This is a genomic window from Shimia sp. (assembly GCF_039969785.1).
Taxonomy (GTDB): domain Bacteria; phylum Pseudomonadota; class Alphaproteobacteria; order Rhodobacterales; family Rhodobacteraceae; genus Shimia.
Window position 1 is genome coordinate 104048 of the sequence record NZ_JBDVNC010000016.1, and the last position, 26258, is coordinate 130305.

A 26258-nucleotide genomic window follows, 5' to 3' on the forward strand; every position below is an offset into this window, starting at 1 on the left:
ATATACGCCGGTCAATGCGGGACAAGTACCGCCACGTCACCGTTTCTTGTCAGCGTTGAATACGCATTAAGCGGCAGGTCTGCCCAATCGGACGTAACGCCGTCTGGCCAGATCACCCGCATGGCTGCATGTTCGACGCTGCCCAATCCGAAATGCTCTGGTCCCGCCGTACCGCCGGCGTGACCACCGCCCACTGTGATTTCGCGCGACATCACCCGGGCACCGGTTTTCACTTCGATCCACGCGCCAACTGCGTTGCGGTTTGGGCTTTTCCACTCAAGCGATACAGACGCCCACGCCCCTGTCCCCTCGCTGACATTGCGATAAATCTCCAACGGCGCGCGCCGGTTAACGACGACCAAATCCAAACGCCCGTCCAGATCAAGATCAACCATCCCCGCACCACGCCCTCGCACCAGACTGGCCACCCCGGCCGCCCCGCCTTGTTCCTCAAATGTGCCATCAGGTTTTTGAATCAAAAGGTTATTGGGATCATCCATCGCGCTGCCCGGCATCTGTTCCACATTGCCTTTGGTGATGAACACATCGTCCAGACCATCGTTTTGTACATCCCCGAATGCCACATGCCACCCGGTCGACGGCCGCCCATCCCCGCCCAGATACGGAACATGCGCCGTTGTACCCGTCTTGTACGGCAGATTTTCGTACGCGGGTCCTGCCTCACCTGTCAGGCGCTGCAACTTCTGATCACCCATTGAGGTCAGAAAAACCTCAGAGCGCCCATCGTGATCCAGATCGCGGGTCGCAATGCCCATTCCCCAAAGCCTGTGCGCGGTCCAGCCCTCTTCTGCGCCATAAAGCCGGGGCATGGTTTCCATTGCCCACATCTGTTCCTGTCCGCCGCGCACATAATAATGCCGATCATTGCTGACCCGCAGGGCGGCGCGCCCCTGGCGGCCCCAATCGCTGAATAATATCGACAATGCGCAGAACCCCGGCTGCAACCGGGTCATGTCATAACCGTCCCCATCTGGCCGGAAAATCTCGTTCTCGTCGCAGGCCTGAAATGGCCCCTTTGGATCATCGCGGTTGACATAATTGCCAAACGCCAGCGTTGGCAGGCCATTTCCAGCCTCCCAGGTCGCAGAAAATGCCGTGGTCCACCGATCACGTCCGTCAAACCCGGGCATGTCCATTTCCGTAAATCCGCACGTCCCGTCGCCTTGCATCAACAGGTTCTCACCAACCCGCAACACCGCAAGGTCCATGTGTCCGTCGCCGTTAATATCCAACGGATAGGCACCGATCACGCCGTCAATGGCCAGACTGTCCGGTGTATCCGCGGCAAATGTCATACCGCCCTGATTGCGCAACAACATCGATGCTGACGCGCCACCAGACGCAAACACATCCGGCAGCCGATCACCGTTGCAGTCAAAAACCGCTGCGCCCCCGCCGACATAATGCTCCCATCCACCGGTATATTCATGCGCCACCACATCAACAGGTTCGAACACAACATCCGCCGATGCCGCTGTCGCCCCCAACCACAGCACCGCAATCAAATTAACCCGCATGTTCAGACATCTCCGCCAACGCAATTTCAGAAACTTTATCCAGCGCATAGGCCGCGCCACCACGTGCCCACATCAGATCACCCCATTTGTGGATCACGACCTCGGGCGGTGCCTTGTCAATCTGCACAATGGAATTCCGCATCGCGTGGATCACCTCGTCCGCATAGAAATAACTGAACTGCATCTGCTCACCCGCCAGAATGATCAGCTCGGGATCAAAGATATTCACCAGATTGGCCAGCCCCATTGCGAACATGCGTCCGGCCCGATTCACAATCGACTTGGCCACAGGATCGCCGTCGCTGGCGCGCGCCAACAAAGCTTCAATTGGCTGATCGTCGCTCCCGCCGCCTGCGCTCATCGCCTCGCGCGTCAGCGCGTAGTCAGCGACATACGCCTCTAAACACCCACGCTGTCCGCACCGGCACAGGGCGCCATCCAGATGCACCTTAGTATGGCCGAATTCCGCGCCACATCCTCGTGTGCCCCGGTAAATCTCATCCCCGATGACAATCCCCATACCAACACCGCTTTCGATGATGATAACGATGAAATCCGAATGATCCTGCCCCAACCCAAAGGATTTTTCCGCCACCGCGACAAGGTTCGCGTCATTCTCGACAAAACAGGGAATAGAAATGTGGTGTTCCAGCACTTTGGCAAATTCAACGTTGCGCACGCTCAGCGACGGGGACCAGTGCACAAATCCCTGTGGTGCATCAACGATCCCGGCAATACCGACACCCAACCCCGATATCTGGTCAGCTGTTCGCCCCACCTTTGCGGCCAGAACTTCGACGTTTTCGGCCAGAACCCGCGCCAGTTCCTCGGGTTCGAAAACGCTTTTGCTCAGATCAACCTTGTGGTCGGCCAGAGGCTTTCCTTCAAAATCCTGCAAGACAAGCGAGATCGATTTGTTGGCGATTTTGGCACCCCCGATAAGGTGGGCATCTCCGCGAATCTTAAGGTCAACTTTTGGACGGCCCCGGCGCGCATCTTTGTCGGCTGAGTCGCTGGTGACCTCCTCAATCAACCCTTCGCGCAGCAATTCAGCGGTGATCGTGGTCACGGTCGCGCGGCTGATTCCTGTGCGTTCGGCCAGAAAGATACGCGGTATTTTTTGCGCCTTTCGGATGTCTGAAAGCAACACGCGTCGACCAATTTCTCTTTGATTTACAGACATTTTTCCTGCCAATCGCTCTTCCCAGTCGCCGCCCCGTGGCCTCAACCCCGGCTATGAAGCCGTCCAACAAACAGCACCGATCCCACAGATTTTTGCAAGTGCTCTTTATTTAATTTGACTTTCAAATTTAATGGCGTAACTTACTTCTCAACCTGACGCCTGACGTCAAACAGAAGGTGCGGGTTAACAACTGGGAGGAAGTTCATGAAACTATTTGCATCCGCGGCGGCGATCATTGCCGGCGCATTCATCGGAACCGCAACACTGGCCGAAGATCTCGTGATCGGTGTCAGCTGGTCGAATTTTCAGGAAGAACGCTGGAAGACAGACGAAAGAGCCATCAAATTTGCGTTGGACAAAGCTGGCGCGAAATACATTTCCGCAGACGCGCAAAGCTCGTCCGCCAAGCAGCTTTCAGACGTTGAAAGCCTGATCGCTCAGGGCGCTGATGCGTTGATCATTCTGGCGCAAGACGCCGCTTCCATTGGACCAGCAGTTCAGGCTGCTGCGGACGAAGGTATCGGTGTGGTCGCCTATGACCGCCTGATCGACGACGAACGCGTATTTTATCTGACTTTTGACAACGTCGAAGTGGGCCGCATGCAGGCCCGTGCCGTTCTGGCCGCACAGCCAACCGGCAACTACGTGATGATCAAAGGCTCGCCCACCGATCCAAACGCAGATTTCCTGCGCGGTGGACAACAGGAAGTGTTGCAGGCTGCTATCGACAAAGGTGACATCACCATTGTTGGTGAAGCCTACACAGATGGCTGGGTTCCAGCCAACGCACAGCGCAACATGGAACAGATCCTGACAGCGCAAGACAACAAAGTTGACGCCGTTGTCGCTTCTAACGACGGCACTGCCGGTGGTGTTGTGGCTGCGCTGACGGCTCAGGGCCTCGAAGGTATCCCTGTATCGGGTCAGGATGGCGATCACGCCGCGCTGAACCGTGTTGCTCTGGGTACTCAGACCGTCTCTGTCTGGAAAGACGCTCGCGAACTGGGCATGGCTGCTGGTGGAATCGCCCTTCGTATGGCGGAAGGCAAAAAAATGTCCGAAGTGGACAGCTCGCGCATCTGGACGTCCCCATCAGGCACCAAAATGCACGCACGCTTCCTGGCACCCGTTCCCGTCACTCAGGACAACCTGAATGTTGTGATTGATGCCAAGTGGATCAACAAAGAAGCTGTTTGTGCGGGCGCGTCCATCGCAATCTGCGACTAAACACACCTCGTCTCTCCGACCTCGCGTCGGAGAGACATCCCCCTCTTCCTGGAAAATGCGGTAAAGTTACGTGCATCGGTCTGCGCCGCTGCAACCAGCTGAACTTTGCGTGGACCAGTTGTTCGCCACCGGGAGAACCTCACTATGGATAATTCGGCAAAAAAAACCCTTGCCAAGCTTGGGTTAGACGCGCGTCTACTTGGGATGATCGCCGCTCTGTTCATCATCTGGATTGTATTTGGCGTCTTCACAGACGGGCGCTTTCTGTCACCTCGCAACTTTTTCAACGTCAGCGTTCAAACAGCGTCTGTCGCGGTTATGGCCACCGGCATGGTGTTCGTCATCGTAACCCGCAACATCGACCTTTCCGTTGGCTCAATGCTGGGCTTCATCGGAATGACTGTGGCCGCGATTCAGGTTCAGTGGTTGCCACAGGTGCTGGGTCTGGGACATTGGTCGATCTGGATCATTGCCGCACTGACCGCCATCGCCATGGGCGCTCTGCTGGGTGCATTTCAGGGTTGGATCATCGGCTATCTGGCAGTGCCCGCCTTTATTGTCACGCTGGGTGGTTTTCTGGTTTATCGCGGAGCAATGTGGTGGGTCACCAAAGGCCAGACCCAAGCCCCGCTTGACCCTGTCTTCCGTCTCTTGGGGGGCGGTGCCGAAGGCACACTGGGCGAGACTGTCAGTTGGATATTTGGCCTCGTGGCCGCGTTTGCAGCGGTTGCCCTGATGCTGCTCAGCCGTCGCCGTAAATCCAGCCACGGGTTCTCGGTGAAACCGGTCTGGGCCGAAGGCATCCTGATGGCGATCTCTGTTGGTCTGATCATGTGCTTTGTCTGGATCATGAACAGCTATCCGATCCCCAAAGGCGCGATGAAGCGTATCACCGCCGCGCAAGGCATCGAATACACCGATGGTATGGCCTGGAACCACGGCGTGGCCATTCCTGTCGTGATCTTGCTGATCGTCGCGTTGGTCATGACTATCATCGCCCGCCGCTCGCGCTTTGGCCGCTATGTCTATGCCACCGGCGGCAACCCCGAAGCCGCAGAATTGTCGGGCATCAACACTCGCCTGTTGACGGTCAAGGTCTTTGCCCTGATGGGCGCGCTGACCGGCATTGCATCGATCATCGCATCCGCCCGCCTGAACGCGGTTGATGTAGGATTGGGCACGCTGGACGAACTGCGCGTGATTGCGGCGGCTGTGATTGGCGGCACTGCGCTCAGTGGCGGCGCCGGCACTATCTATGGCGCCGTAATCGGCGCGCTGATCATGCAATCACTGCAATCGGGCATGGCTTCGGTGGGTGTTGACGCACCGCTGCAGAATATTGTTGTCGGGATCGTTCTGGTCTTTGCCGTCTGGGTCGACATCGTCTATCGCCGCCGTACCGGCGCATAAGGGAGAACGTTATGGATAAGCAAACCCCTCTCGTCGAAATGCGCGACATGCACATCTCGTTTGGTGGCGTCAAAGCAGTCGATCACGTCTCGGTCGATCTCTACCCGGGCGAAGTTGTGGGCCTTCTGGGCCACAACGGGGCCGGCAAGTCGACACTGATCAAGATCCTGTCGGGCGCCTATGCAGCCGATGGCGGCGAAATCTACGTCAACGGCGAACAGGCCGACATCAACAACCCGCGTGACGCACGCAAATACAATATCGAAACCATCTACCAGACCCTTGCTCTGGCCGATAACCTCGATGCTGCGTCTAACCTGTTTCTGGGGCGCGAACTGGTCACAGCGCTTGGCACAGTTGACGATGATGCCATGGAAGCGGAATGCCGCAAGATCATGGGCCGGTTGAACCCGAACTTTCAAAAGTTCGCAGAACCGGTATCGGCCCTCTCGGGTGGACAACGCCAGTCGGTCGCGATTGCACGGGCAGTGTATTTCAATGCGCGCATCCTGATCATGGACGAACCCACCGCCGCGCTGGGACCACACGAGACGGCAATGGTGTCAGAACTGATCCAACAGCTTAAGGCCGAAGGCATCGGCATTTTCCTGATCAGCCACGACATTCACGACGTCATGGAACTGTGTGATCGGGCCAGCGTCATGAAAAACGGACAGCTGGTTGGCACGGTCAAAGTGTCCGATGTGACAGATGATGACTTGCTTGGAATGATTATTCTGGGCAAAAGGCCCGAGGGCGTGGACTGTTAGGGCTAACAAAGGTCAGGAATCATGAAATATCTTGTAGGAGATGTGGGCGGCACCAATACACGTCTGTCATTGGCGGATGCGTCCGGGCTGCGGTCCGAAACGTTGATGCGCGCCCGCAACGAACATCATGATAGCCTGACCAGCGTTATTGGCACCTACATGGAAAAGCATGATTGCAACGCGCTCGACGGTGTGTGTGTTGCAATCGCCGGTCCCGTTCAACTGGGACAGGGACGGCTGACAAACCGGGACTGGGATATTCAGGCTTCTGAAATCGCGGCCAAGGTTGGCGCGCCACGTTGCGAATTGATCAACGATCTTTCGGCTCTGGGCAATGCCCTGCCGCAATTGTCGCTCGCGCAAATCTGCGGGCACCAGCCCGACAACACCAACGGACAGGCGCTTGTTGTTGGCATGGGCACAGGTTTTAACGTCAGCCTGACCAAACCCGGCCTTGATGGGCGCACCGTGGTATTTGAGGCTGAGCTGGGTCACGCCGAAGTTCCCGCATCGGTCATGGCCACTCTGCGCGGCGAACTGGGCGACAAGGCAGATCGTTTTGAGACGGTCGAATCCGCATTTTGCGGCAGCGGTCTGGAACGGCTTTATCAGGCGGTCGCCGGACGGTCGCTTTCCGGTGAAGACATCATGAACGCGTTTGAGGCCGACACAGACCCCGACGCCACCCGCACCGTTCATCTGTTTGCCAATGGTCTGGGCCAACTGGCGCGCACCATGATCTGCCAATACCTGCCCCGCGATGGTTTGGTCTTTGCAGGAAGCGCGTCACGCGGCGTGCTTGAATCAGCCGCTCTGCCAGCTTTCATCGACACATTCCTGGCCCCCGGTATGGACGTTGTGCACCCGGCCGACATTCCGGTCGCCCTGATCACCGAAGACGCCGCCGCGTTGCATGGTTGTTTTCACCACCTCAAGGCGAGCGCTCCGGCCTGAGCGAGGCCGACGCAATACCGACGGGATACCGACGTTTTGCCGAAGGCGGTTTTTCACCGCCCGTAGCAATCCGCCATGTGATCAACCTACCGGGAAAATCACGTTGGTCTGACCGGTGCCCGAAGATGGGAAATACGGTGTCACCACTTCGCATTTGCCCTTGTACGCATCCCACCCCAACGCACCATACAGCATGGCCGTGTCGTGCATCGAGCCTTCTCCACAGCAAAATTCTGCATATTCCCCCAGCATTTTCAGGAACGTAGCGTGATCTCCCCGCTGCCACATCTCCAGAACATGCAGGTCCATCTGACGGTTGAACTCCGAACTGATGGTGAACGTCCCATTGTTCGCTGCGTAATCCTTGTTGGCCCAGATTTTGTGGCTCAGCGACCCTGACGCCACCAACAGCACCTTTTCGTCGCTGGCCTCAATCGCCTCGCGAATGGCCTCACCAATCACCCGACTTTCGTCATGGTCATGAACCGTCGCCCAAGCCGCCACCGACACCACTTTCATGTCATGCTCGCGGCTCATGAAACGCATCGGAACCAGCGTGCCATATTCGAGTTCCAGACTGTCCAGATGGTGTGCCAGCGTGTAGACGCCCTTGTCCGACGCGATCCTTGCAATCGCGTCTCCCATCTCTGGATTACCGTCATAGGCATAAGGCAGGTTCTGGATGAATTGCGGAAATTCGTTTGAGGTGAACAGCCCTTCGAACCGCTTGTTCGCATTGATATGAAAGCCTGCATTGATCACCCAATGCGTGTCACAAATCACCACAGTCGTGGCGCCTAACGCCTTGGCACGGCGTGCAATTTCGCGATGACCATCAATTGCGGGCTGACGTTTTCCCTTCACTCTCCCCTCTTGCTCGGACATCAACAGTGTCGGTACGTGGGTCATCTTGGCGGCAAGTACAATCTCTCCCATAGCGGGCTCCTCCCAGAATATGTCGCGCATCTTTCGGGTCGGCGTCAGGCCCCCAGACGCATGATCTTGTGTTGACCTGTGGCAAACCCGATGTGTTTTTGTTCCATGTAAAATTCAAACGACCAGTCGCCGCCGTCGCGCCCAATTCCGCTGGCTTTGACACCGCCAAACGGGGTCGGCAAATGGCGCACGTTTTCTGAATTCACCCAGATCATTCCGGCTTCCAGACTGTCTGTAAACCGCAACGCACGTGTCAGATCATTGGTCCAGACATAGCCGGTCAGACCGTATTGCGTGTCATTGGCCATCGCCAAGGCTTCGTCTTCAGTCGAAAACGGAATCGAGGTCAAAACCGGGCCGAAAATCTCTTCCTGTGCGACACGCATGTCATTGGAAGCATTGGTGAAAAGCGTGGGACGCACGAAATATCCGTTATCCCCAACCTTGACCCCACCCGCGGCCACTGTCGCGCCGTCTTCCTTGGCGATGTCAAAATAGCTGGTGACTTTGTCATAGTGTTCCTTGGTGACAAGCGGCCCGATTTCCGTGGCCGGGTCCAGCGGATGACCCACCTTGATGTTGTTCACACGCGCCACCAGCCCCGCCTCAAATTCTTCGCGGATCGTGTCTTGCACCAAAAGACGAGAGGACGAGGTACAGCGTTCGCCGTTGATCGAATAAATCATGAAAATCACGGCATCCAGCGCGCGATCCAAATCAGCGTCATCAAACACGATCACCGGGTTTTTGCCCCCCAGTTCCAGATGCATGCGTTTCAGCGTATCTGCGCCCTGTTTGGTGATGGTCGAACCGGTACGGCTCTCTCCGACAAAGGCAATCGCTTTGATCGCGGGGTGTTCGGTCAGCCGTTTGCCTGCATCATGCCCGTACCCGTTCACAGTATTCAGCACACCGGGCGGCAACCCGGCTTCTTCGGCAATCTCAACCAGCAAACGCGCGCTCAGCGGGGAATCCTCTGCCGGTTTGTGCACCACCGTACATCCCGCCGCCAGAGCTGGGGCGATTTTCCATGTGGACAGCATAAAGGGCGTGTTCCACGGCGTGATCACCCCCACCGGGCCAATGGGTTTGCGTGTGGTGATATTCATCAGGGTTGGAGACTGCAAATGCTGGCCGTCGCGCGCCTGAACCACCTGATCCGCGAAGTAGCGGAAATTTTCCGCCCCGCGCAGCGCTGCCTTGGACATGAATCGCAACGTCTGGCCGGTGTCCCAACATTCGCACAGCGCAATCTCTTCGGCGCGCGCCTCAATCGCGTCGGCAACCCGCAACAAAATCTTGCGCCGCTCAATCGCTGGCATGTCGCGCCACGCCGGAAAGGCTGTCGCCGCCGCTGTCGCTGCGGCATCGATATCTGCCTCGGTGCCACGGGCGACATCACAGATCACCGATTTATCCACCGGAGAAACTGTCTGAAACACGCCCCCCGCGCCGGGCCGGTCTTTTCCGGCAATACGGTTTCTGATACCAGTGTCCTGAAAGCGGCCCAGAAATCCAGTTAGCTTCGCGATATTCTGTTCAAGTGCGGTCATGAACCATCCTCCCAGTGGGCAATCCGGCGTTTTCCCGCCTTCAAGCCAGCACAATATTACTTGTCATGTTAAGCATTTTCTTTCCCCCCTGTCAACATCCCTGAATATGTCTGCGAATTCGGGCCAGTTTCGGGAATGCGGCCAAAGGGACACACTCAAAGATCATTGCCTTTAAGTCGGGCGAATTATTCTCAGAAGCTACGCGTACTGGCTGGATTGACATCGACGGCGTCAATGTCGGGCAACAACCGATCCCGCACCAACTGCGCCTCGTACCCACGCAGAACCTGGCGCACGGATGGGCCATAACTCTCGGGCAATACGCGCAATTCCGGGAAAAGCGTGAACAGCTCTTCGCGGGTGTCCAGATGAAACTGATCCATTCCCACCTGCCCGGGGAAAAAGCTTTCACTGGCACAGCCAGAGGACATAAGAATTTGATGCGTATCGAACAAAAGGTGGTGATAAATCACAAGGTCGCCGGGGTCCTGAACAATGGTGAAATCATTCACCAGATGTTGCGCGGCACAAAGCACCTCTGATTGCCCGAACAGCAACGCCATATCCGGCATGTCAATCAGAATGCGATGCTGCGGTGAAACCAACAAATCACGCGCGGGTATTCCCGGCCCAAACGCCCCTGCCTTAATGCGCACGGGGCGCAGTTGTCGGGCGCGGTCCGGGTCGCGTGTGTCGACCGCGCTGGCACCAACCCAGCGGATGCGCTGTGCGCCCTGATCCCGGGTTAAAACCAAATCGCCGGCCTTTAGCGTTTCGACCGCCCGCGCCCCGGTGGGGGTGTCGATCAGCGTTCCACGCACAAAACAAGGTGGGTCCGTGTTGCCGTTTATCGTAATCGTGATCGTCGTTGTGCCATTATCGGAGGTAACGGTGAACACCTCAGTCAACGTGTCACCTGTGTTCAGCGCCGCAATCGCCGGATGGTCATTCAGAGCGGTATAGATCCAGACGCCATCGTCATCGATGATCAACTCGCCCCCATACGCCCCGGCTATGGTCTCGGCTGTCCACTCGCCGGAATCATCGCCGATTAAATAATCCACATCTCCGCTAGCGCTCAGAAACCCACCAACGACACCGCTGTCCTCGGTGACTTCGCCGGTATCTGCAATAGGTATGCCCATCAGACCGCCCTGCCCGGATCTGACCCAAACTGCGTTGCGACACGCTGCCCCATTGGTGCCGAGGCATCCCCGCGGACAACTTTGCGCAGCTTGCCGTTGCCATCCAGCCGCGCAAACCAAAACGGTTCCTTTGGCGGATTACGCGCGATACTGCGCGCCACCATCTGGCCATGCCCAAATGGCGCAATCAAATCCAGAAACCAAAGCCGCGACCCGCTGACCCACTCATCCTCAGTTGGAATGCGGCCCGCTTGCGTCAAATCCCCGGACACGTCGTCGGACAACCGCGCCCAGATCAACGCAGCCGCTGTTTTGCCTGCCTCGTTTTCGAAAAACCGCACGCAGCTGTTGTTCAATGCTGGATAAAACACGCGCGCCAGGCCCAGTGCAGGCATGCGGCGGTGCAAAGGGCAAAAACTCGCAAGGAAATGCAGCTTCCCAATGGAAAGCAGCTCAGCGTCGGTCGGGCCAACGTCTCTTTTGGTGTCGATTTGCGACATCTGCTCAATATATTTGCCAGCCCCGGTTTATCCGGGGTCTCGTGGCAACAGGTTAAGCGATCAACCTTAAGATGTCAAAAAGGCAAATGGCCCGCCCAAAGGACAGGCCAAACCAGCTCCCGTGACGGGGTCAGTGTGTCCAAGCACCTTTGCGATTGGTGGCAAAGTTCTCACCATAACCACCCGCGCGAATGTTGGGCTTGCGTTTGTTGGGCTCTACGACTTGCGCATCAATACCCTTTTCGCGCGCAAAATCTAACGCGGCGTCTTTGGTCTCAAAACGCAATTTAACCTGACTTTGTGTATCGCCGGACCCGGTCCAGCCCATCAAAGGGTCAATGTTGCGCGCTTGCGACGGGCCATACTCCAAAATCCAGATTTTGGTCTTGGCGGCACCAGACGACATCGCTGTGCGGGCGGGCTGATAGATACGGGCAATCATCGCACTCTCCTTGGCTCTGGTGCTTTATCCCGGATTCTCGCGGCCTGAGCAAGAGGCTCTTTGCCGCAAGGGAATGTCGCCTGTTAACTTTTTGGGAGCGCTTGCAAGCAGCCTTGGCCGCCAATCAAACCACGGGGAGCGAGGGGTGTAAAATGCGGTTCGCCTCGGCGACCAAGTCTGCTGCTTGCACACCAAAGATACAGACTGGCTGACACTTTAATCAAGTATGGTATTTCTTAATTGCGAGATAACCACGAGAATTTTGTGAAAATTGCGAAACCGGACAGCTACACTTACCAATTCAGACTACCAGCCAGCTTCCCCTGGGTAAACTTCCCGATTTTTGGCATTTTTGCGAACATTGTTGTTGCACTTTTGCCGCAACTGCACGATCAACTTTCCGCTCTGCAGCATTCACCGCACAATTTTTAGGCGGATTGCCGCCAGATTTTGCCGAATCGATGTATGCAAACGATCTGAGTAAGACGCGGTTTGACACTTTCGCACGCGATGTCAGCATTTTCCGACGCTGAGTTGGCACAATCAGACTTGAACAAGAACAAAAAGAGATCAAATCTAGGTGCAACTGAAAGGACTCACCCATGATGGATGCTGCTCACGCGCCGATCCTGAATACGCCCGCACCAGACGTAAAGACACGCCCCAAACTCGAAGGTGGGCGCAGAATTGTCATGCACACGGAATTTGATCCCGCAGGCGACCAGCCCACTGCGATCCGGGAACTGACCCAGGGCGTCAATGACGGCGAACGTGATCAGGTGTTGCTGGGTGCCACGGGCACCGGCAAAACCTTCACCATGGCCAAGGTGATCGAAGAAACCCAGCGCCCGGCCATCATCCTTGCCCCCAACAAAACCCTAGCGGCGCAGCTTTATGGCGAAATGAAGGGGTTCTTTCCGGAAAACTCGGTCGAATATTTCGTCAGCTTTTATGACTACTACCAACCCGAGGCCTATGTTGCGCGCTCTGACACCTACATAGAAAAAGAATCCCAGATCAACGAACAGATCGACCGCATGCGCCACTCGGCCACACGCGCCCTGCTGGAACGGGATGACGTCATCATCGTGGCCTCTGTGTCCTGTATCTACGGCATTGGGTCGGTCGAAACCTACGGTGCCATGACGCTCGATCTCAAGGCGGGTCAGGAATATGATCAGCGCAAGGTCATGGCCGATCTCGTTGCCCAGCAATACAAACGCAACGATCAGGCGTTTCAGCGCGGCTCGTTCCGGGTGCGTGGGGACAGCCTTGAAATCTTCCCGGCCCACCTTGAAGACCGCGCATGGCGTCTGTCCTTCTTTGGCGAAGAGCTGGAAGGCATCACCGAATTTGACCCCCTGACCGGCGAAAAGACCGACACGTTCGAACAGGTCCGCGTCTATGCAAACTCGCACTATGTGACGCCCAAGCCAACGATGCAGCAGGCGATTATCAGCATCAAGAAAGAGCTGCGCACCCGTCTTGATCAACTGGTGGACGAAGGCAAACTGCTCGAAGCCCAGCGCCTTGAACAGCGCACCAACTTTGATGTGGAAATGCTTGAGGCGACCGGCGTCTGCAACGGCATCGAAAACTATTCCCGCTACCTGACAGGCCGCGCCCCCGGCGAACCGCCCCCCACCCTGTTCGAATTCATCCCCGACAACGCCATTGTCTTTGCCGATGAATCCCACGTCTCCGTGCCCCAGATCGGCGGCATGTACAAAGGCGACTACCGGCGCAAATTCACGCTGGCCGAACACGGCTTCCGCCTGCCCTCTTGTATGGACAACCGCCCGCTCAAATTCGAGGAATGGGACGCCATGCGCCCGCAATCCGTGTTTGTCTCGGCCACCCCCGCCAAATGGGAGATTGAACAGACCGGCGGTGTCTTTGTGGAACAGGTGATCCGCCCCACCGGCCTGATTGACCCTCAGGTTGAAATCCGTCCGGTTGAAATGCAGGTCGACGATCTGCTGGACGAAGTGCGCAAAGTCACGGCGGATGGTTTCCGCACCCTTGTCACCACACTCACCAAACGCATGGCCGAGGATCTGACCGAATACATGCACGAACAGGGCATCAGGGTGCGCTACATGCATTCCGACATCGACACGCTGGAACGCATCGAGATCCTGCGCGATCTGCGCCTTGGCGCGTTTGACGTGCTGATCGGCATCAACCTGTTGCGCGAAGGTCTGGATATTCCCGAATGCGGCCTCGTCGCCATTCTGGACGCTGATAAAGAAGGCTTCCTGCGCTCGGAAACCTCGCTGGTGCAAACCATTGGCCGCGCCGCGCGCAACGCCGAAGGCCGCGTGATCATGTATGCCGACCGCATCACCGGCTCGATGGAGCGCGCGCTTGGTGAAACCGACCGCCGCCGCGCCAAACAGGTCGCCTATAACGAAGAACACGGCATCACACCCGCCACGGTCAAGAAAAACGTCGAGGACGTGCTGTCCGGTCTCTACAAAGGCGACACGGACATGTCCCGTGTGACCGCCAAAATCGACAAACCGCTGCATGGCGGCAATCTTGAGGCTGTTCTGGACGGTCTGCGCAGCGACATGCGCAAAGCGGCAGAGAACCTCGAATTCGAAGAAGCCGCCCGCCTGCGCGACGAAGTCAAGCGGCTGGAAGCGGTTGATCTGGCCATCGCGGATGACCCCATGGCGCGGCAATACGCGGTCGAAGCCGCCGCCGAAAAAGCCGTGAAAGGCAAGGGCCGCTCAACAGCAGGCCGACCGGGGCAGCGTGGGGGGAATGTGCGGCGGCGGGGGCGGTAGTCGTTTCTTGAGCTCGCCGCCAAAGGCGCATTTTCCTAAGAAACTGGCGCAAATTCCAAAGCGTGATCATCCGACAATGCTTATTTTCCTGACTAGACCTAGATTCACCCAAAGTAGGTAAATTAGCATGAAAAACCTCATTATCGGAACTGTAGCACTCATATCAGTTGCGCTGCTTTCTACGCCATCTTCAGCGGAAAAAGTTGAATGTATCGCTTCGGTTGCAGACGTCGAACAGCAATTTCACTACACCCCATCAGAGCTGTATTACTCGGAATACACATGGCGTGAGGACTTCCTCATAACAATCCGAGGTGTAGATTTTGAGTCATGGGAAAAAGCTGATGATGCGCGAGATTGGTTGATTGGCAATCAGACGTGTCCTTCCGCAGTAGTATTGAAACACTTCACGCCACATCTCGCTGCCGACGACCGAGAGGACTACTGTTTGGTGTTCGACTCGAAGTCCGAGACCTATGTCGGATTTGCGAAAGACAAACGCGACGCATTCCTGACTTGCAAGAGCAACAAAACCTTCTGCGAAAACTTCAAGGAAGCGAAGGGTGTTGTCATGAGCGCGACAGGACTCGCTGCTGGTGCGACAGGGGCGGCTGCCCTTGGCACCAGCGGAATTGGCGTAACCGCGGTGGCGCATAGTTCTGGCGCCGTAATCTTGACCGGTTCCAGCGGATATATTGCAGGCACATTGGGAACCGTTGGGGCGACCGGCCTCTCTGTTCTAACGGCGCCGGTCACAGTTACCGCCGCCGCGATCGCTGCGGTCGCGGTCGGCGGAGCGTATTACGTTTGTTCTGATTCGTGACCGCTTCAATAGAAATCGCCGCAAAGACACCAATCGGATCGCCTGCCCCTCGGAGCGGGTCGGGTGCGCGCGAAATGCTCTGCGTCTCGTAGGGTGTGTGAGGCAAGCGGTCGACACATATCCCCAATTCCCTTACCCTCACCGCCATGAAACGCCCCGTCTACATCCTCTCCCTCGCCTATGCCTTCTTCTTCGCTTGGGCGTGGTTTGACACAGCCACCGGGTCGATGGATGCCGCCGGGCGGGGCATGGCGCTGGGGTTTCTTACTGTTGGCATACTCGTCACGTCGATCTTTGTGATCCCGGCCCTGATCCTCACCTATCGGAACAAGGCCCCCAAATGGGCGCTTGCGCTAGTGCTGGCACCGGCCATCCTGCTGGCGTTTCTCACATTGCCCGGTTTGGTCTGATGCGCGCGCTGTTGCTGGCCCTCATGCTCGCCACACCTGCGCAGGCATGGCAGGCCACGGTGGGTGCGATTTGTACGCTGTCTCATGACACGGAAGCGGCCAATATTTTCCTGACCTACGATCCGGCCAAACCACTCTACAGCCTCACCATCACATTGGCGCAGGACTCTTGGGCGCCGTCACTGTGGTTTGCCATGCGGTTTGACGGCCCGACCCCGATTGAAATTGCCACTTCGCGTCACACGCTCTCAGGCGACGCCACCGCGCTCAGCACCGCAGATACCGGATTTGGCAATGTGCTTGACGGGTTGGAATTTAACGACACCGCCGTCGCCCTGACCCAAAACCGCATTCTGCAATTCCCGCTCGACGGCGCCGCGCCCGAGGTACGCACATTCCGCGCATGCGCCCCGGCGCAACTGTCCTGAAACGATCTCAGACGCCTCTGAAACCCCACCGCGTTTTCGCTCGTTGCGACAGGTCAGATCGGCAGCAGCCCATGAAAAAGGGCGACCAACAGCCGCCCCCACCCGGTCGATATGTTTGACCCTAATCAGTTACTCCAATGCGCGATCACGTCATAGCCCACGGGCGTTGGCGGCCCTTCAAGGTATTCCGCAAACGCGCCCCATATCTCGGCAACGCGCGGCGCATTTGCGTCCGAGCTTTCCTGACTGTCCACAACCGAGACCACACAGCCGCTGCCATCTTCGTTCATCACATTCGTAAAGCTGATAATTCCTGGCATGCCCATAATCTGATCGCGCACCGTTTCCAGCTTGGCCGTGGCGGCCTCGCGCGAGCCGGGTTTCATTTTGTACTGAGTAATCCTTGCAAACATGTCTTTTCCTCCAATGTCGCGCAAACGCGCCGATGTGCGCCCTATTCAATTGGCGCCGATGACACTGTACCATATTTGCTGCGCCCCGTTAACGTGTCGCAAAAGCTGACCTTTGCAACGTTTGGCGTATGCGTCAGCAAATTCTGAGAGACCCCCTGAACGATGCCATACCGACGCAATACCGACGCGCTGCCGACGTGCATTTTGGCCTCGGTTATTGTGCCAAACCCAGCTTTTCCAGATGCGCGACACTCTCTTGGACCCGGTCAAAATCGTTAATTTCGACGATCAGATGTGGATCAGATTTGCAGCCTTTGAGCGCTTCAAAAACCGCATGCCAGGAAATTGTGCCACAGCCCAAAGGCCAATGCCGGTCAGCATATCCGTCCGTATCCTGCAGATGCACATGCGCCAGACTGTTCCCAGCTTCGCTGATAAAACGGTCCGGTGGCGGGCCACCCGCCATCACATGCGCCCAGTTCGCGTGCCCTGTATCCACCGACAATTGCAACGCCGGGCTGCCTGCCGCGTCAATCACCGCCGCGCGATGTGCCGGGTCAATGTCCTTGATGTTTTCCAACACCATCACGACACCGCACCCTTCGGCCCGTCTGAGTGCAGGTCCCAGCGTTTCCAAGATTTGCGCGATGCGCTTGTCCAGGTCTTTGGGGCCATTGCCAAAATTGTGTTTGTCCCACAGATCAAACGGGGAATGAATGACCATCTGCACCGCGCCAAGCGACTCGCATACATTCAGCGCCTGATCCAGACGGGCCTGCACCACGGCGCGCATGTCGCGATCTTTGGTATCAATTTCAAAGCCGGTAAATGGCCCGTGAATGCCCAGCCGCCCGGTCCATCCATCCAGCCGCGACTTGGCCATATCTATAAACACATCCGGCGCGCGCAGGATGTCGGCCATGCAAAATTCCGGCAATTCCAGATCGCGGTTTTTTTCAAACACCCAATCCCGGTGCTTGTCGAGATCCAGCACAGTCAGCTGAGCCCCGATGACAGGAAGATCACTCATGCGTACCTCTGTTTAATAAACTGGTCGTTAATTCAATTTGTCTCGCACAGCTTCGACCGCATCGGCCATCGGCTCAAAATATCTGTTTTCCACAGCCGTCCCGCCCCGCAACACACCCGCCGCCTTATCAACCGCGGCAACATAAAGTGTCTGCGCCTCAGGCAGCGAAGCCTCGGTCACGGCTTTGATCCGTGAACCGTTTATCTTTTCCTTGCCGAGGTTTTTGTCGGTGTGGCCACGCACGAATGTGAACAGGCTTCGGCTTACACGTGTCAATGCAACTTCGGCCTCCCAGTAAGCCGACGCTTTTCCAAAAATGCGCGCCGTCTTTCCAAATACAACCTGATAACAATCAACCCGGTAAACTTTTGGGGCTGCATCACACGCCCTGGCACCCTCGGTGAAAATTTTAACCGCCCGCTGCACTTGAATTTCAGACAAGCTACCGTCATCCTCGGCCATCGCCGGGCCAATCATGACCGCAAGCCCCAATCCCAAAAACGTACTCAAGATCGCGGCTCGCATGATTTTCTCCTAACTTTACCTCAGCACATGCACCGCACATTGTGCATGGCGAACAACTCTCGCAGCAGTGCTTCCCAGAAAATAGTCTGACAAGTCAGGACGATGCGAGTTCATGACGATACAGTCAATCCCCTGTTCTTCGGCATAGTCAACAATCGTACGGCCCGCGTGACCTGAAATCACAACGATATCGACATCCTGCGCGCCTGCAAAGTCCTCGGCAAGCCCGGTTTGCAATTCTTTGCGATTATGCTCCATCTGCCCCTCTGGCAGCTGGGTCAAAATAAACTCCGGCACGGCCTCTAACACGGTCAAAACAGTGATTTTGCCCCCTTCATCACACAGCAAACGCGCCACTTTCATGGCATTTTCAGTTTTCGGATCGTGATCAGACGCCACTGGCACCAACAATGTCTTGTACATCTCAAGGTCTCCTTACCTGTTTTGGACGCGTCACCTCACAACGTGCACCGCGCACCGTGCGTGGCGCACAACCTGCGAGGCTGTGCTGCCCAGAAAATAGTCTTGCATACCCGGTCGATGCGACGCGATGACAACACATTCTACTTCGTTGTCTTCGGCCCACTCCAAAATGGACCGTCCTGCATGTCCCTCGATCACGACCCCTTGTGCATTGGGCAAATCTGCCCCCAACGTAACAAGGCTGTCGACAATCGCCGTCTTGGCTTCGTCGTGAAACCCTTCGGGGATATAGTTGATCACGTATTTTGGAACCTGTTCCATAACGTGAATCATCGTGACACGGGTCTCTGGATCCGCCAGACGACGTGCCACCGCCACTGACATTTCGGCATTCCTGTCATCGTCAAATGACACAGGGATGAGAATGTGTCTGTACATGCGACCGCTCCTTATCGGGTATGCTTACATTACGTGTTCCATCGGGGATTGGCCTTGATTCAGGTCAGTCTGAGCCGTTTCAGTTGAACGACGCCGCAACGTCGTACATCACCGGCTCAAAACTACGACAAAGCTGGTTAAACTGGCGATTGCGTTTGCGCATTTCTTCTGTGCGCAACATGGCTTGGAAATCTTCTCGGCGTTCCCATTGGGAATAGTTTGCGATGCGTGTTTGTGCATCATTCACATGCAATCCGGAACCAATGAAGCCCGGTTGTTTTGAAATGAAGACCTCATACGCATCGGCCAGGGCATCCAGTAAATCCTGACAAGTTCCGGGGCTCATTTCAAAGGTTGTAATCACTGTCTGAAGTTGCGTGTCATCGGAAATTCTAGGCATTGTGTCCTCCTTGCTCTGCTCAGCTTAGACCACGCCCGGTGACACTGGCTACTGGTTTCGCATAATGACTTTCTCCCGGTATTAACCTCTTATTTACCATATGTGCCAAATGCTTGAACCGAGGCATGCTATGGTACATTCGACCTCTTACGCGATTTTCCTTAATTCATTTATCAACTCATGCATTTGCAGGACCCCTGGTTGCACCCAATTGGTGACCAGTTCCTTGCGTTTGCTGTGGAACCCCCATTTGATCCTGACTTGCGCTCGCAAGCTTACAGCTAGCTTTACTATGAATATGGCGCACATCCGCAATGGACGCTCGGGCTTGATGTCGGCGCCAATTCGCTCGGGTATTCCAAGGCTTTTGGGTTCTGGCGCACCAGGCTTTGGCAAAGCGAACGCAACAGGGGCGTCGTGGAAATCGGCATTGGCTCCCAGATCACAGGTGTAGGAACAGCCTTTGCCATCCGGCCCAGGCTAAGCTGGGGACGAAATTTCAAACTCAGCGATCTTGATGGCTGGGCGTCGGTCGATGCAACGCTGACCTATGTGCCCAGCCTGAGCCGTTCGATCTCGAAACTGGAAACAACTGTTGGCCTGACAATTCCGCCCAAAGGCAAAATTACGCTCAAAGCGACGGCCGAAAAAGAATCCGATTCGTCTGCGTTGTTCACAATCTCAGCGGGCTACGCTTTCCAGATTATCGAACAGGTGTTTTTGACGGCAGAAGTTATTCACGCCGGTAACAATCCCGCGAAATTCAAGCTGGGCATATGGCTGCTATTCTGAACCGGATTGAAATTCACCGCCGCATTGGGCATAAACACCCCACGATCGACGATGGATGACACCGTGAAAACACGGGCGCCACCGCCGCAATATGAGGCAGACCATGACCAAACTAATTTGCGCGGCGCTGATCGGCGTTGTGACGATTCCACTCTTTTCGACAATGGCCGAGGCCAGCACGATGTCGCGGGCATGCCTGCGATCTGACCGCCCTGCCGCGACCCGCAGCATGTGCCGGTGCATTCAACAGGTCGCAAATCAAAACCTGTCCCGCACTGATCAAAAGATGGCAGCAACATTTTTCTCGGAACCCCACAAAGCTCAGGTAATTCGCCAGTCTGATCGCTCCAGCCATGAAAAATTCTGGCTGCGCTACAAGGAATTCGGGTCAGTAGTGGCGGCGTCCTGTGGTCACCTGCGGTGACTTGTTAACCGTATCGAAACATAATTCCCTTGACCCGAACGCGCCTCAAATTCACAAAAGGTAAATCTGGCGGGAATAATTCATGATGATTAAGGGTGTCACAATCCGCGGCCTTGAGGTTTTCGAAGCTCTGGCCGCGTCCGGGTCCGTTGCGCGGGCGGCCGAGGCAACAGGCTTGTCTCAACCGGCTGTGTCACAGCAGATAAAAAATCTGGAAACAGCACTCGGTACCCAACTTTTGGATCATGGCAAACGCCCCATGCAACTCACCTCAGCCGGACGTTCCTATCTCGCAAGGGCGACTGCCGTTCTGTCGCAACTGCGCCTCGCCCAATCCGAACTCAGCGTGATGGATCTGACCCACCTGACGCAAATGAGCATGGGTATCATCGACGATTTTGACAATGACCTGACACCACGACTTGTCACCACCCTGGCCAAGTCAATGTCGCGCTGCCAGTTCAAGCTGGTGACTGCCCCCAGTCACGAAGTAACCCGCGCCCTGCAGGATCGCAGCCTGCATTTGGGCGTCGCGGCTTCGACCGGTGAAGTCTTGCCCGGTGTGGTCGAATACCCTCTGGCGCGGGACCCTTTCATTCTGGTGACGCCTGCGGAAATGACAACCAACGGCACGTTGCAACTGGATGATCTTAATGCCTTGCCGATGCTGAGATACGATCAGGAACAGCTGATTTCGCGCCAGATCGAAGCCCATCTGAGCCGCCTGAACCTGACTTTTGAAAACCGATTCGAAATCGGGTCCAATCCGACCTTGCTGGCCATGGTATCGCGCGGCATCGGATGGGCCATTACCACACCGCTCAGCTATCTCAGGGCCGCCCGCTTTCATGAGCGGGTCAATGTACACCCACTGCCCATTCAGCCTTTCAGTCGCAACATTTCGCTGTTCGCCAATGCAGACTGGGCCGACTCGGTGCCCCGCGATGTCGCCCAGACCGTGCGCAGCCTGCTTCAGCAGCTTATGATTTCTCCTGCCATAGACCGGTTTCCATGGCTGGAAGGAGAGTTTCGCGTCCTGGAAGACGAGCATTGATTTTCAGTTATTGAAATCAGCGTCTGTCCTTCAGCGCGATGACCAACCCTGCAGCACATGCCTCTACCAGATCAAGCGCCCCATCAAATTCGCGGGTGTAATATGGATCAGGCACCTCTGTTGCACCGGTCTGTGGTGCAAAGTCCGTGAACACGCGCACAGGCGTTGAATTGCCTGCCGGACGCAGATGCTCAATGTCGCGTCGGTTATTTTCGTCCATCGCCACTATCAGATCAAACCGCTCAAAATCCGCCCGCACAAACTGACGTGCCCGCAAATCCGACAGATCATATCCGCGCGCGCTGGCGGCGGCCTGCATCGGCCCATAAGGCGGATCGCCTGCGTGCCAGTTGCTGGTCCCTGCGCTGTCTGTCTTTGCCTCAGGCGCCAGATCGCGAAACACGCCTTCTGCCGTTGGTGACCGGCATATGTTCCCCAGACAAACAAACAAAACCTTCATCGCGCGTTCCCTTCCCCGTCGCGCCCTTTCTTGGCGCGCATATCGCTCGGGTCAACCCTCTCTTGCTCGCAACACCTGGCCCTGCAACACTGCCCACTCTCAAACACAGGCCCCTGCATGACTGATAAAATCGTTATCCTCACAGGCGCGGGTATCAGCGCCGAAAGCGGGCTTGGGACGTTTCGTGATACGGATGGTCTTTGGACACGTCACAGGCTCGAAGATGTGGCAACACCCGAAGGGTTCGCGCGCAACCCCGACCTTGTTCACGAGTTTTATAATGCCCGCCGCACGCATGCGGCTCAAGCCCGCCCCAACGCGGCGCATACTGCCTTGGCCCAACTTGAGGACGCGCATCAAGGCGAAGTGGTCATTGTCACCCAGAACGTGGATGGGCTGCATGAGATGGCAGGATCGCGCAACGTGATCCACATGCACGGCGCGCTGGCCGGGGCGCTTTGTGGCGGCTGTGGCGCACGCTGGCGGGCGCCGGACGTTATGCACACGTCAGATGCCTGCCCCACCTGTCAGGCCCTTGCCACACGCCCTGACGTGGTCTGGTTTGGCGAAATCCCTTATCACATGGACACAATCTGGGGCCATCTGACCGACGCAGATCTGTTTGCGGCCATCGGCACATCGGGCGAAGTCTACCCGGCAGCGGCGTTTGTTCAGGAGGCCGCGCAACACGGCGCTCATACCATCGAAATAAATCTCGCGCCCTCGGCGACTGTCTCAGATTTTGCCGAAACGCGTTTTGGGGCCGCAACACAGACTGTGCCAGACTGGGTACGCTCTGAACTTGATCGCCACACCTAGCCAGAGGCGCCCATGAAAAAACGGGCCCTCAAGGCCCGTCTTTTTCGCGGCTTCGGCGACGGCCACCCCAACTTTTAGGGGTGGCCCAAGACGAAACGCTCAGCTCAGGACGCGTCAGGAGCGTCCCGAATCCGATTATTCGCTGACCTTCATCTCGCCATGCTTCATGCTGTGGTCGGCCTTGCGTTCCAGATCCACCGGAATCTCCAGCGCAACTTCGCCTGCCTTTTCAAACACCAGCGTCACATTGACCACATCGCCATGTTCCAGACCATGCGCCAGCCCCATGAACATCACGTGATCACTGCCACGCATCAGCATGTGCTTGCCGCCAGCCGGAATTTCAAATCCTTCTTCGACATGGATCATGGACATATTGCCGTGGCCGTCGTCCTTGTGCGTGTGCAACTCCACACGTTTGGCAATGTCGGATTTTACATCGATCAAACGATCGGCTTCGTCGCCGGTGTTTTCGATCACCATAAAAGCAGCGCCGGATTTCGACATGCTGGTCGAGACACGCGCATAAGGGTCATCTACCGCGATAATGCTGTCTGCAACGGCAGGCAAAGCAAAAGCCATAGCGGTCACAGCCGCCAATGAGAAAGTTTTCAGGGACATTTGTATTTCCAGTTCAGATATTTGTAAGTTTTGTTTGGTTTTAGGAACTTACAAATGAACCGGCGGTGCGCGGGCAGACGCGGTAACGGCGCGCACAACATGCGCTGAAACATCGTGCCACATCTCGATTCGGGATGCGGCGTCAGAAACCGGGCGGGCCGTGATCGTCGCCTCAGCCACCCAATCTAAAAGCGACAGGCCAAAGTCAGGGCAAATATGCGCCGGACCGGTGGGATTTCCCTGACCGTCGACCGGCACCATCACTGCTGTCTCGCCGATGCAATATTCGGCGTATCCCGCAGATCCGGGCATGCCACGTGCAATGGCCATGCTGTGCCCTGTCAGGACCAGCGCAAGCACCAGAATACCGGCAAAATATCTACGCAGAACCGTCATCATCCGCATATAGACACAGGCCCAGACCAATGTCTCGCGGCAAATGGAAACAGCCCGGTCCGCAAGCGGGCCGGGCTGTTCAATCAGATCGTCAGATCAACAAGATCAGGCAGTTACGGCCTGTGCCTTGGCAATCTCTTTCTTAACTTTCAACGCGTTGGACGACAGTTCTGTGTCCTTGGCTTTGGCCATGAACGCGTCCAGGCCACCCCGGTGATCCACCGAGCGCAGCGCCGCTGCCGAGATGCGCAGCTTAACGCCACGTCCCAGAGCTTCGGACTGCAGGGTCACATCGTTCAGGTTCGGCAGGAAACGACGCTTGGTTCTGTTTTTGGCGTGGCTGACATTGTTGCCAGTCATCGGGCCTTTTCCGGTCAGTTCGCAACGGCGTGACATGGGTACATCCTCGTTCTACGGTCAGCGGGGATCGGCCCCGTCAAAGCAAATGGGCGCCGTCTGGACCGCGCCCGGAATTTCGTTTGGCGTCATTAGGCCGAATTGCGGGGGGCGTCAAGTGATTCAGCCAAGCTTTCCACCCCGGCAGGTCGATATTTGACCCGGGCCACAATTTCCTCAGGTTGCATCCACATTCAACAGTGCCAGAACCTTGTCAGCCGCAGCCGAAGGCGTGATTGAGCCAGAACTCACATCGCGCCCCAACCGGTCGATTGCATCTTTGGCCGCGCCTTTTTCCAGCAACGCCAGAACGCCTTGCCGCACCTCCTGGTGAAACCAATACTCCGATTGCGCCACACGGCGTGCATCCCAATGACCATTGTCCCGTCGCCACGTGGTCAGCGCGCCCATTTCCGCCCAGGCCGTGTCCAGCCCGTCCTGCTCGACGGCAGACACCGTCATCGCTTTGGGAAAACCGGTCGGGTCCTGTGGCCGCTTGCGCAACAAGCGCAATGCACCGGCATAGTCCGCACAGGTCCGAATGGCGGTCGGTTTCAGGTCGCCATCTGCCTTATTGATCAGGATAATGTCCGCCATTTCCATAATGCCGCGTTTGACACCCTGCAACTCGTCCCCGCCCGCCGGTGCCAGCAACAACAAAAACAGGTCCGACATCTCTGCCACGACGGTTTCTGACTGCCCGACCCCAACCGTCTCGATCAGCACCACGTCAAAGCCAAATGCCTCGCACAGTGCCACAGCCTCGCGTGTGCGCCGGGCAACGCCGCCCAGATGGGTCTGGCTTGGCGACGGGCGGATAAACGCGTTGGGGTCGCGACTCAGCCGCTCCATGCGGGTCTTGTCGCCCAGAATTGACCCGCCCGAGCGGGCCGAAGACGGATCAACTGCCAAAACAGCGACCCTAAGCCCCTGCCCGGTCAGCATCATGCCAAAGCTCTCGATGAATGTGGATTTTCCAACTCCGGGCGTCCCGGAAAGCCCAATGCGCTGCGCCTGACGCCCCGCGCCCCGCAGCAATTCCAAAAGCTCCGCCGCCATGGCGCGGTGATCCGGGCGCGCGCTTTCGACCAGCGTGATCGCTCTTGCCAGTGCGCGACGGTCCTGTTTCAATATCCTGTCGCGTAAGTCTGCGATGTCCATTTCCGTCCCCCGTCCAATCCCGTTGGAAAGTGTTCATGCCGCGTCACGATTACCTTTGTCCAGCCCGCCGGGCCGCCATTCGGATTTTTCTGTGTTTTTCGCTTCCCTGTGCCGCAGCCCTGAGCAGCGCCACGCCAGTGTGGGCCGAGGGCCAGTCGTGGTCGGTGCATGCATTTGGCATCAAAGTTGGTGAGTTAAAGCTCAGCGTATCAGAAAGCCCGGATCAATACACCGGCACAGGCAGCTTTCGCACCACCGGCCTTGCCGGGGTATTGCGTCGTATTCGGTTCACCGTGTCGTCGCGCGGGCGCGTGACGTCTTCCGGGTATCGCCCGCTTGCCTATGAAGGCGAAATTGATACCGGACGCCGTGTCTCGGAAACCCGGCTGGATTTTTCAGGGCGTGCACCTGTCAAAACATCTGGTGCCCAGTCGCCCGCCGTGCCGATTGCAGAAAAGGCTCTGCGTGGCGCGCATGATCCCATGACTGTCATGTGGCAGTCCCTTAAGGACAAAACCGATGCCACTCTGTGCAGACTGAACCAAACCCAGTTTGACGGCACCCGGCTGGTGCGCATCACGCTGACCAACCGAACCGGCGACCAGGATGCCGTGACATGCAGCGGCACATATGACCGGATCGGAGGGTATACTGCCGACGAGCTGGCCGAAATGAAAACCTCACCGATCTCGGTCAGCTATGATCGCAGCGAAACCGGCTGGCGCGCGACGACGATCCGGGTCGAAACCCGGCACGGCAAGGCCAGCCTCTATCGTCAGGACTGACTGGACCTCA

At 56.8% G+C, this 26258-nt stretch carries 32 protein-coding genes; 13 read left to right on the plus strand and 19 right to left on the minus strand.

Annotation, left to right across the window (positions count from 1 at the left end; translation table 11 throughout):
• Positions 1–11 precede the first annotated feature (11 nt).
• A complete protein-coding gene (locus tag ABJI08_RS07150) occupies positions 12–1538 on the minus strand; it encodes a CRTAC1 family protein (RefSeq protein ID WP_348401131.1) in 1527 nt (508 codons plus the stop codon).
• Positions 1528–2721, minus strand: a complete 1194-nt coding sequence (locus ABJI08_RS07155) for an ROK family transcriptional regulator (RefSeq protein WP_348401132.1) — start codon at positions 2719–2721, stop codon at positions 1528–1530. Before ABJI08_RS07155 ends, ABJI08_RS07150 begins: the two co-directional genes overlap by 11 nt.
• A 204-nt stretch (positions 2722–2925) precedes the next feature.
• Here ABJI08_RS07155 and xylF point away from each other — a divergent pair, with 204 nt between their 5' ends.
• The 4 genes from xylF to ABJI08_RS07175 all read left to right on the plus strand — a co-directional run bounded on the left by xylF (position 2926) and on the right by ABJI08_RS07175 (position 7082).
• Positions 2926–3948 (plus strand): D-xylose ABC transporter substrate-binding protein, encoded by a 1023-nt coding sequence (gene xylF, locus ABJI08_RS07160; protein WP_348401133.1) that lies wholly within the window; start codon positions 2926–2928, stop codon positions 3946–3948.
• Positions 3949–4092: 144 nt separating this feature from the next.
• Positions 4093–5358, plus strand: a complete 1266-nt coding sequence (locus ABJI08_RS07165; RefSeq protein WP_348401134.1) for a sugar ABC transporter permease — start codon at positions 4093–4095, stop codon at positions 5356–5358.
• Positions 5359–5369: 11 nt separating this feature from the next.
• Positions 5370–6128: an ATP-binding cassette domain-containing protein gene (locus ABJI08_RS07170; protein ID WP_348401135.1), complete on the plus strand. Its 759-nt coding sequence runs from the start codon at positions 5370–5372 to the stop codon at positions 6126–6128.
• A 21-nt stretch (positions 6129–6149) separates the two neighbouring features.
• Complete coding sequence (locus ABJI08_RS07175; RefSeq protein WP_348401136.1) at positions 6150–7082, plus strand: ROK family protein; 933 nt, start codon at positions 6150–6152, stop codon at positions 7080–7082.
• A gap of 81 nt (positions 7083–7163) precedes the next feature.
• Here ABJI08_RS07175 and hpaD read toward each other — a convergent pair whose 3' ends face one another.
• From hpaD to ABJI08_RS07200, 5 genes are all read right to left on the minus strand, one after another.
• On the minus strand, positions 7164–8018 hold the full coding sequence (gene hpaD, locus ABJI08_RS07180) for a 3,4-dihydroxyphenylacetate 2,3-dioxygenase (RefSeq protein ID WP_348401137.1): 855 nt from the start codon (positions 8016–8018) through the stop codon (positions 7164–7166).
• Between the two features lie 44 nt (positions 8019–8062).
• On the minus strand, positions 8063–9571 hold the full coding sequence (gene hpaE / locus ABJI08_RS07185) for a 5-carboxymethyl-2-hydroxymuconate semialdehyde dehydrogenase (protein ID WP_348401138.1): 1509 nt from the start codon (positions 9569–9571) through the stop codon (positions 8063–8065).
• 191 nt (positions 9572–9762) lie between these two features.
• Positions 9763–10716 (minus strand): Hint domain-containing protein, encoded by a 954-nt coding sequence (locus tag ABJI08_RS07190; RefSeq protein WP_348401139.1) that lies wholly within the window; start codon positions 10714–10716, stop codon positions 9763–9765.
• Positions 10716–11216 (minus strand): toxin-activating lysine-acyltransferase, encoded by a 501-nt coding sequence (locus tag ABJI08_RS07195; protein WP_348401140.1) that lies wholly within the window; start codon positions 11214–11216, stop codon positions 10716–10718. The genes ABJI08_RS07190 and ABJI08_RS07195 overlap by 1 nt, the downstream gene beginning before the upstream one ends.
• 130 nt (positions 11217–11346) lie before the next feature.
• Complete coding sequence (locus ABJI08_RS07200) at positions 11347–11658, minus strand: ETC complex I subunit (protein WP_348401141.1); 312 nt, start codon at positions 11656–11658, stop codon at positions 11347–11349.
• Positions 11659–12263: 605 nt separating this feature from the next.
• On the opposite strand from ABJI08_RS07200, the gene uvrB reads away from it, so the two are divergent.
• The 4 genes from uvrB to ABJI08_RS07220 all read left to right on the plus strand — a co-directional run bounded on the left by uvrB (position 12264) and on the right by ABJI08_RS07220 (position 16111).
• On the plus strand, positions 12264–14450 hold the full coding sequence (gene uvrB, locus ABJI08_RS07205) for an excinuclease ABC subunit UvrB (RefSeq protein ID WP_348401319.1): 2187 nt from the start codon (positions 12264–12266) through the stop codon (positions 14448–14450).
• A gap of 127 nt (positions 14451–14577) precedes the next feature.
• Positions 14578–15273, plus strand: coding sequence for a hypothetical protein (locus tag ABJI08_RS07210; protein ID WP_348401142.1), 696 nt, complete (start codon positions 14578–14580; stop codon positions 15271–15273).
• A 146-nt stretch (positions 15274–15419) separates the two neighbouring features.
• A complete protein-coding gene (locus ABJI08_RS07215; RefSeq protein ID WP_348401143.1) occupies positions 15420–15683 on the plus strand; it encodes a hypothetical protein in 264 nt (87 codons plus the stop codon).
• Positions 15683–16111 carry a hypothetical protein gene (locus ABJI08_RS07220; protein WP_348401144.1) on the plus strand — a complete coding sequence of 143 codons (429 nt, stop codon included), beginning with the start codon at positions 15683–15685 and terminating at the stop codon, positions 16109–16111. Before ABJI08_RS07215 ends, ABJI08_RS07220 begins: the two co-directional genes overlap by 1 nt.
• Positions 16112–16236: 125 nt before the next feature.
• Here ABJI08_RS07220 and ABJI08_RS07225 read toward each other — a convergent pair whose 3' ends face one another.
• The 7 genes from ABJI08_RS07225 to ABJI08_RS07255 form a co-directional block, all read right to left on the minus strand.
• Positions 16237–16524 (minus strand): hypothetical protein, encoded by a 288-nt coding sequence (locus tag ABJI08_RS07225; protein ID WP_348401145.1) that lies wholly within the window; start codon positions 16522–16524, stop codon positions 16237–16239.
• Positions 16525–16565: 41 nt separating this feature from the next.
• Complete coding sequence (locus ABJI08_RS07230; protein WP_348401146.1) at positions 16566–16727, minus strand: hypothetical protein; 162 nt, start codon at positions 16725–16727, stop codon at positions 16566–16568.
• An 11-nt stretch (positions 16728–16738) separates the two neighbouring features.
• Positions 16739–17554 (minus strand): sugar phosphate isomerase/epimerase family protein, encoded by an 816-nt coding sequence (locus ABJI08_RS07235; protein ID WP_348401147.1) that lies wholly within the window; start codon positions 17552–17554, stop codon positions 16739–16741.
• 27 nt (positions 17555–17581) lie between these two features.
• Positions 17582–18079: a hypothetical protein gene (locus ABJI08_RS07240; protein ID WP_348401148.1), complete on the minus strand. Its 498-nt coding sequence runs from the start codon at positions 18077–18079 to the stop codon at positions 17582–17584.
• Between the two features lie 15 nt (positions 18080–18094).
• The gene (locus ABJI08_RS07245) at positions 18095–18502 is read right to left on the minus strand and encodes a universal stress protein (RefSeq protein ID WP_348401149.1); all 408 of its coding nucleotides are present in this window, start codon (positions 18500–18502) and stop codon (positions 18095–18097) included.
• 30 nt (positions 18503–18532) lie between these two features.
• On the minus strand, positions 18533–18940 hold the full coding sequence (locus tag ABJI08_RS07250; protein WP_348401150.1) for a universal stress protein: 408 nt from the start codon (positions 18938–18940) through the stop codon (positions 18533–18535).
• 79 nt (positions 18941–19019) lie between these two features.
• Positions 19020–19340 carry an antibiotic biosynthesis monooxygenase family protein gene (locus ABJI08_RS07255; protein ID WP_348401151.1) on the minus strand — a complete coding sequence of 107 codons (321 nt, stop codon included), beginning with the start codon at positions 19338–19340 and terminating at the stop codon, positions 19020–19022.
• A 417-nt stretch (positions 19341–19757) separates the two neighbouring features.
• On the opposite strand from ABJI08_RS07255, the gene ABJI08_RS07260 reads away from it, so the two are divergent.
• The 3 genes from ABJI08_RS07260 (at position 19758) to ABJI08_RS07270 (ending at position 21610) form a co-directional block, all read left to right on the plus strand.
• A complete protein-coding gene (locus tag ABJI08_RS07260; protein WP_348401152.1) occupies positions 19758–20132 on the plus strand; it encodes a hypothetical protein in 375 nt (124 codons plus the stop codon).
• A gap of 103 nt (positions 20133–20235) precedes the next feature.
• On the plus strand, positions 20236–20556 hold the full coding sequence (locus ABJI08_RS07265) for a hypothetical protein (RefSeq protein ID WP_348401153.1): 321 nt from the start codon (positions 20236–20238) through the stop codon (positions 20554–20556).
• Between the two features lie 82 nt (positions 20557–20638).
• Entirely contained in the window at positions 20639–21610 is a 972-nt protein-coding gene (locus tag ABJI08_RS07270; RefSeq protein WP_348401154.1) for a LysR family transcriptional regulator, read from the plus strand.
• Positions 21611–21626: 16 nt separating this feature from the next.
• Here ABJI08_RS07270 and ABJI08_RS07275 read toward each other — a convergent pair whose 3' ends face one another.
• Complete coding sequence (locus ABJI08_RS07275; RefSeq protein WP_348401155.1) at positions 21627–22070, minus strand: low molecular weight protein-tyrosine-phosphatase; 444 nt, start codon at positions 22068–22070, stop codon at positions 21627–21629.
• A 117-nt stretch (positions 22071–22187) separates the two neighbouring features.
• Between ABJI08_RS07275 and ABJI08_RS07280 the strand changes: the two genes are divergently transcribed.
• Positions 22188–22889, plus strand: coding sequence for an NAD-dependent deacylase (locus ABJI08_RS07280; protein WP_348401156.1), 702 nt, complete (start codon positions 22188–22190; stop codon positions 22887–22889).
• 135 nt (positions 22890–23024) lie between these two features.
• Here ABJI08_RS07280 and ABJI08_RS07285 read toward each other — a convergent pair whose 3' ends face one another.
• The 4 genes from ABJI08_RS07285 to meaB all read right to left on the minus strand — a co-directional run bounded on the left by ABJI08_RS07285 (position 23025) and on the right by meaB (position 25463).
• Positions 23025–23510, minus strand: coding sequence for a copper chaperone PCu(A)C (locus ABJI08_RS07285; protein WP_348401157.1), 486 nt, complete (start codon positions 23508–23510; stop codon positions 23025–23027).
• 48 nt (positions 23511–23558) lie between these two features.
• Positions 23559–23915, minus strand: a complete 357-nt coding sequence (locus ABJI08_RS07290) for a hypothetical protein (protein ID WP_348401158.1) — start codon at positions 23913–23915, stop codon at positions 23559–23561.
• Positions 23916–24011: 96 nt separating this feature from the next.
• Entirely contained in the window at positions 24012–24302 is a 291-nt protein-coding gene (gene rpmB / locus ABJI08_RS07295; protein ID WP_348401159.1) for a 50S ribosomal protein L28, read from the minus strand.
• Positions 24303–24479: 177 nt separating this feature from the next.
• Complete coding sequence (gene meaB, locus ABJI08_RS07300) at positions 24480–25463, minus strand: methylmalonyl Co-A mutase-associated GTPase MeaB (RefSeq protein WP_348401160.1); 984 nt, start codon at positions 25461–25463, stop codon at positions 24480–24482.
• 35 nt (positions 25464–25498) lie between these two features.
• On the opposite strand from meaB, the gene ABJI08_RS07305 reads away from it, so the two are divergent.
• The gene (locus ABJI08_RS07305; protein WP_348401161.1) at positions 25499–26248 is read left to right on the plus strand and encodes a DUF3108 domain-containing protein; all 750 of its coding nucleotides are present in this window, start codon (positions 25499–25501) and stop codon (positions 26246–26248) included.
• Positions 26249–26258 lie beyond the last annotated feature (10 nt).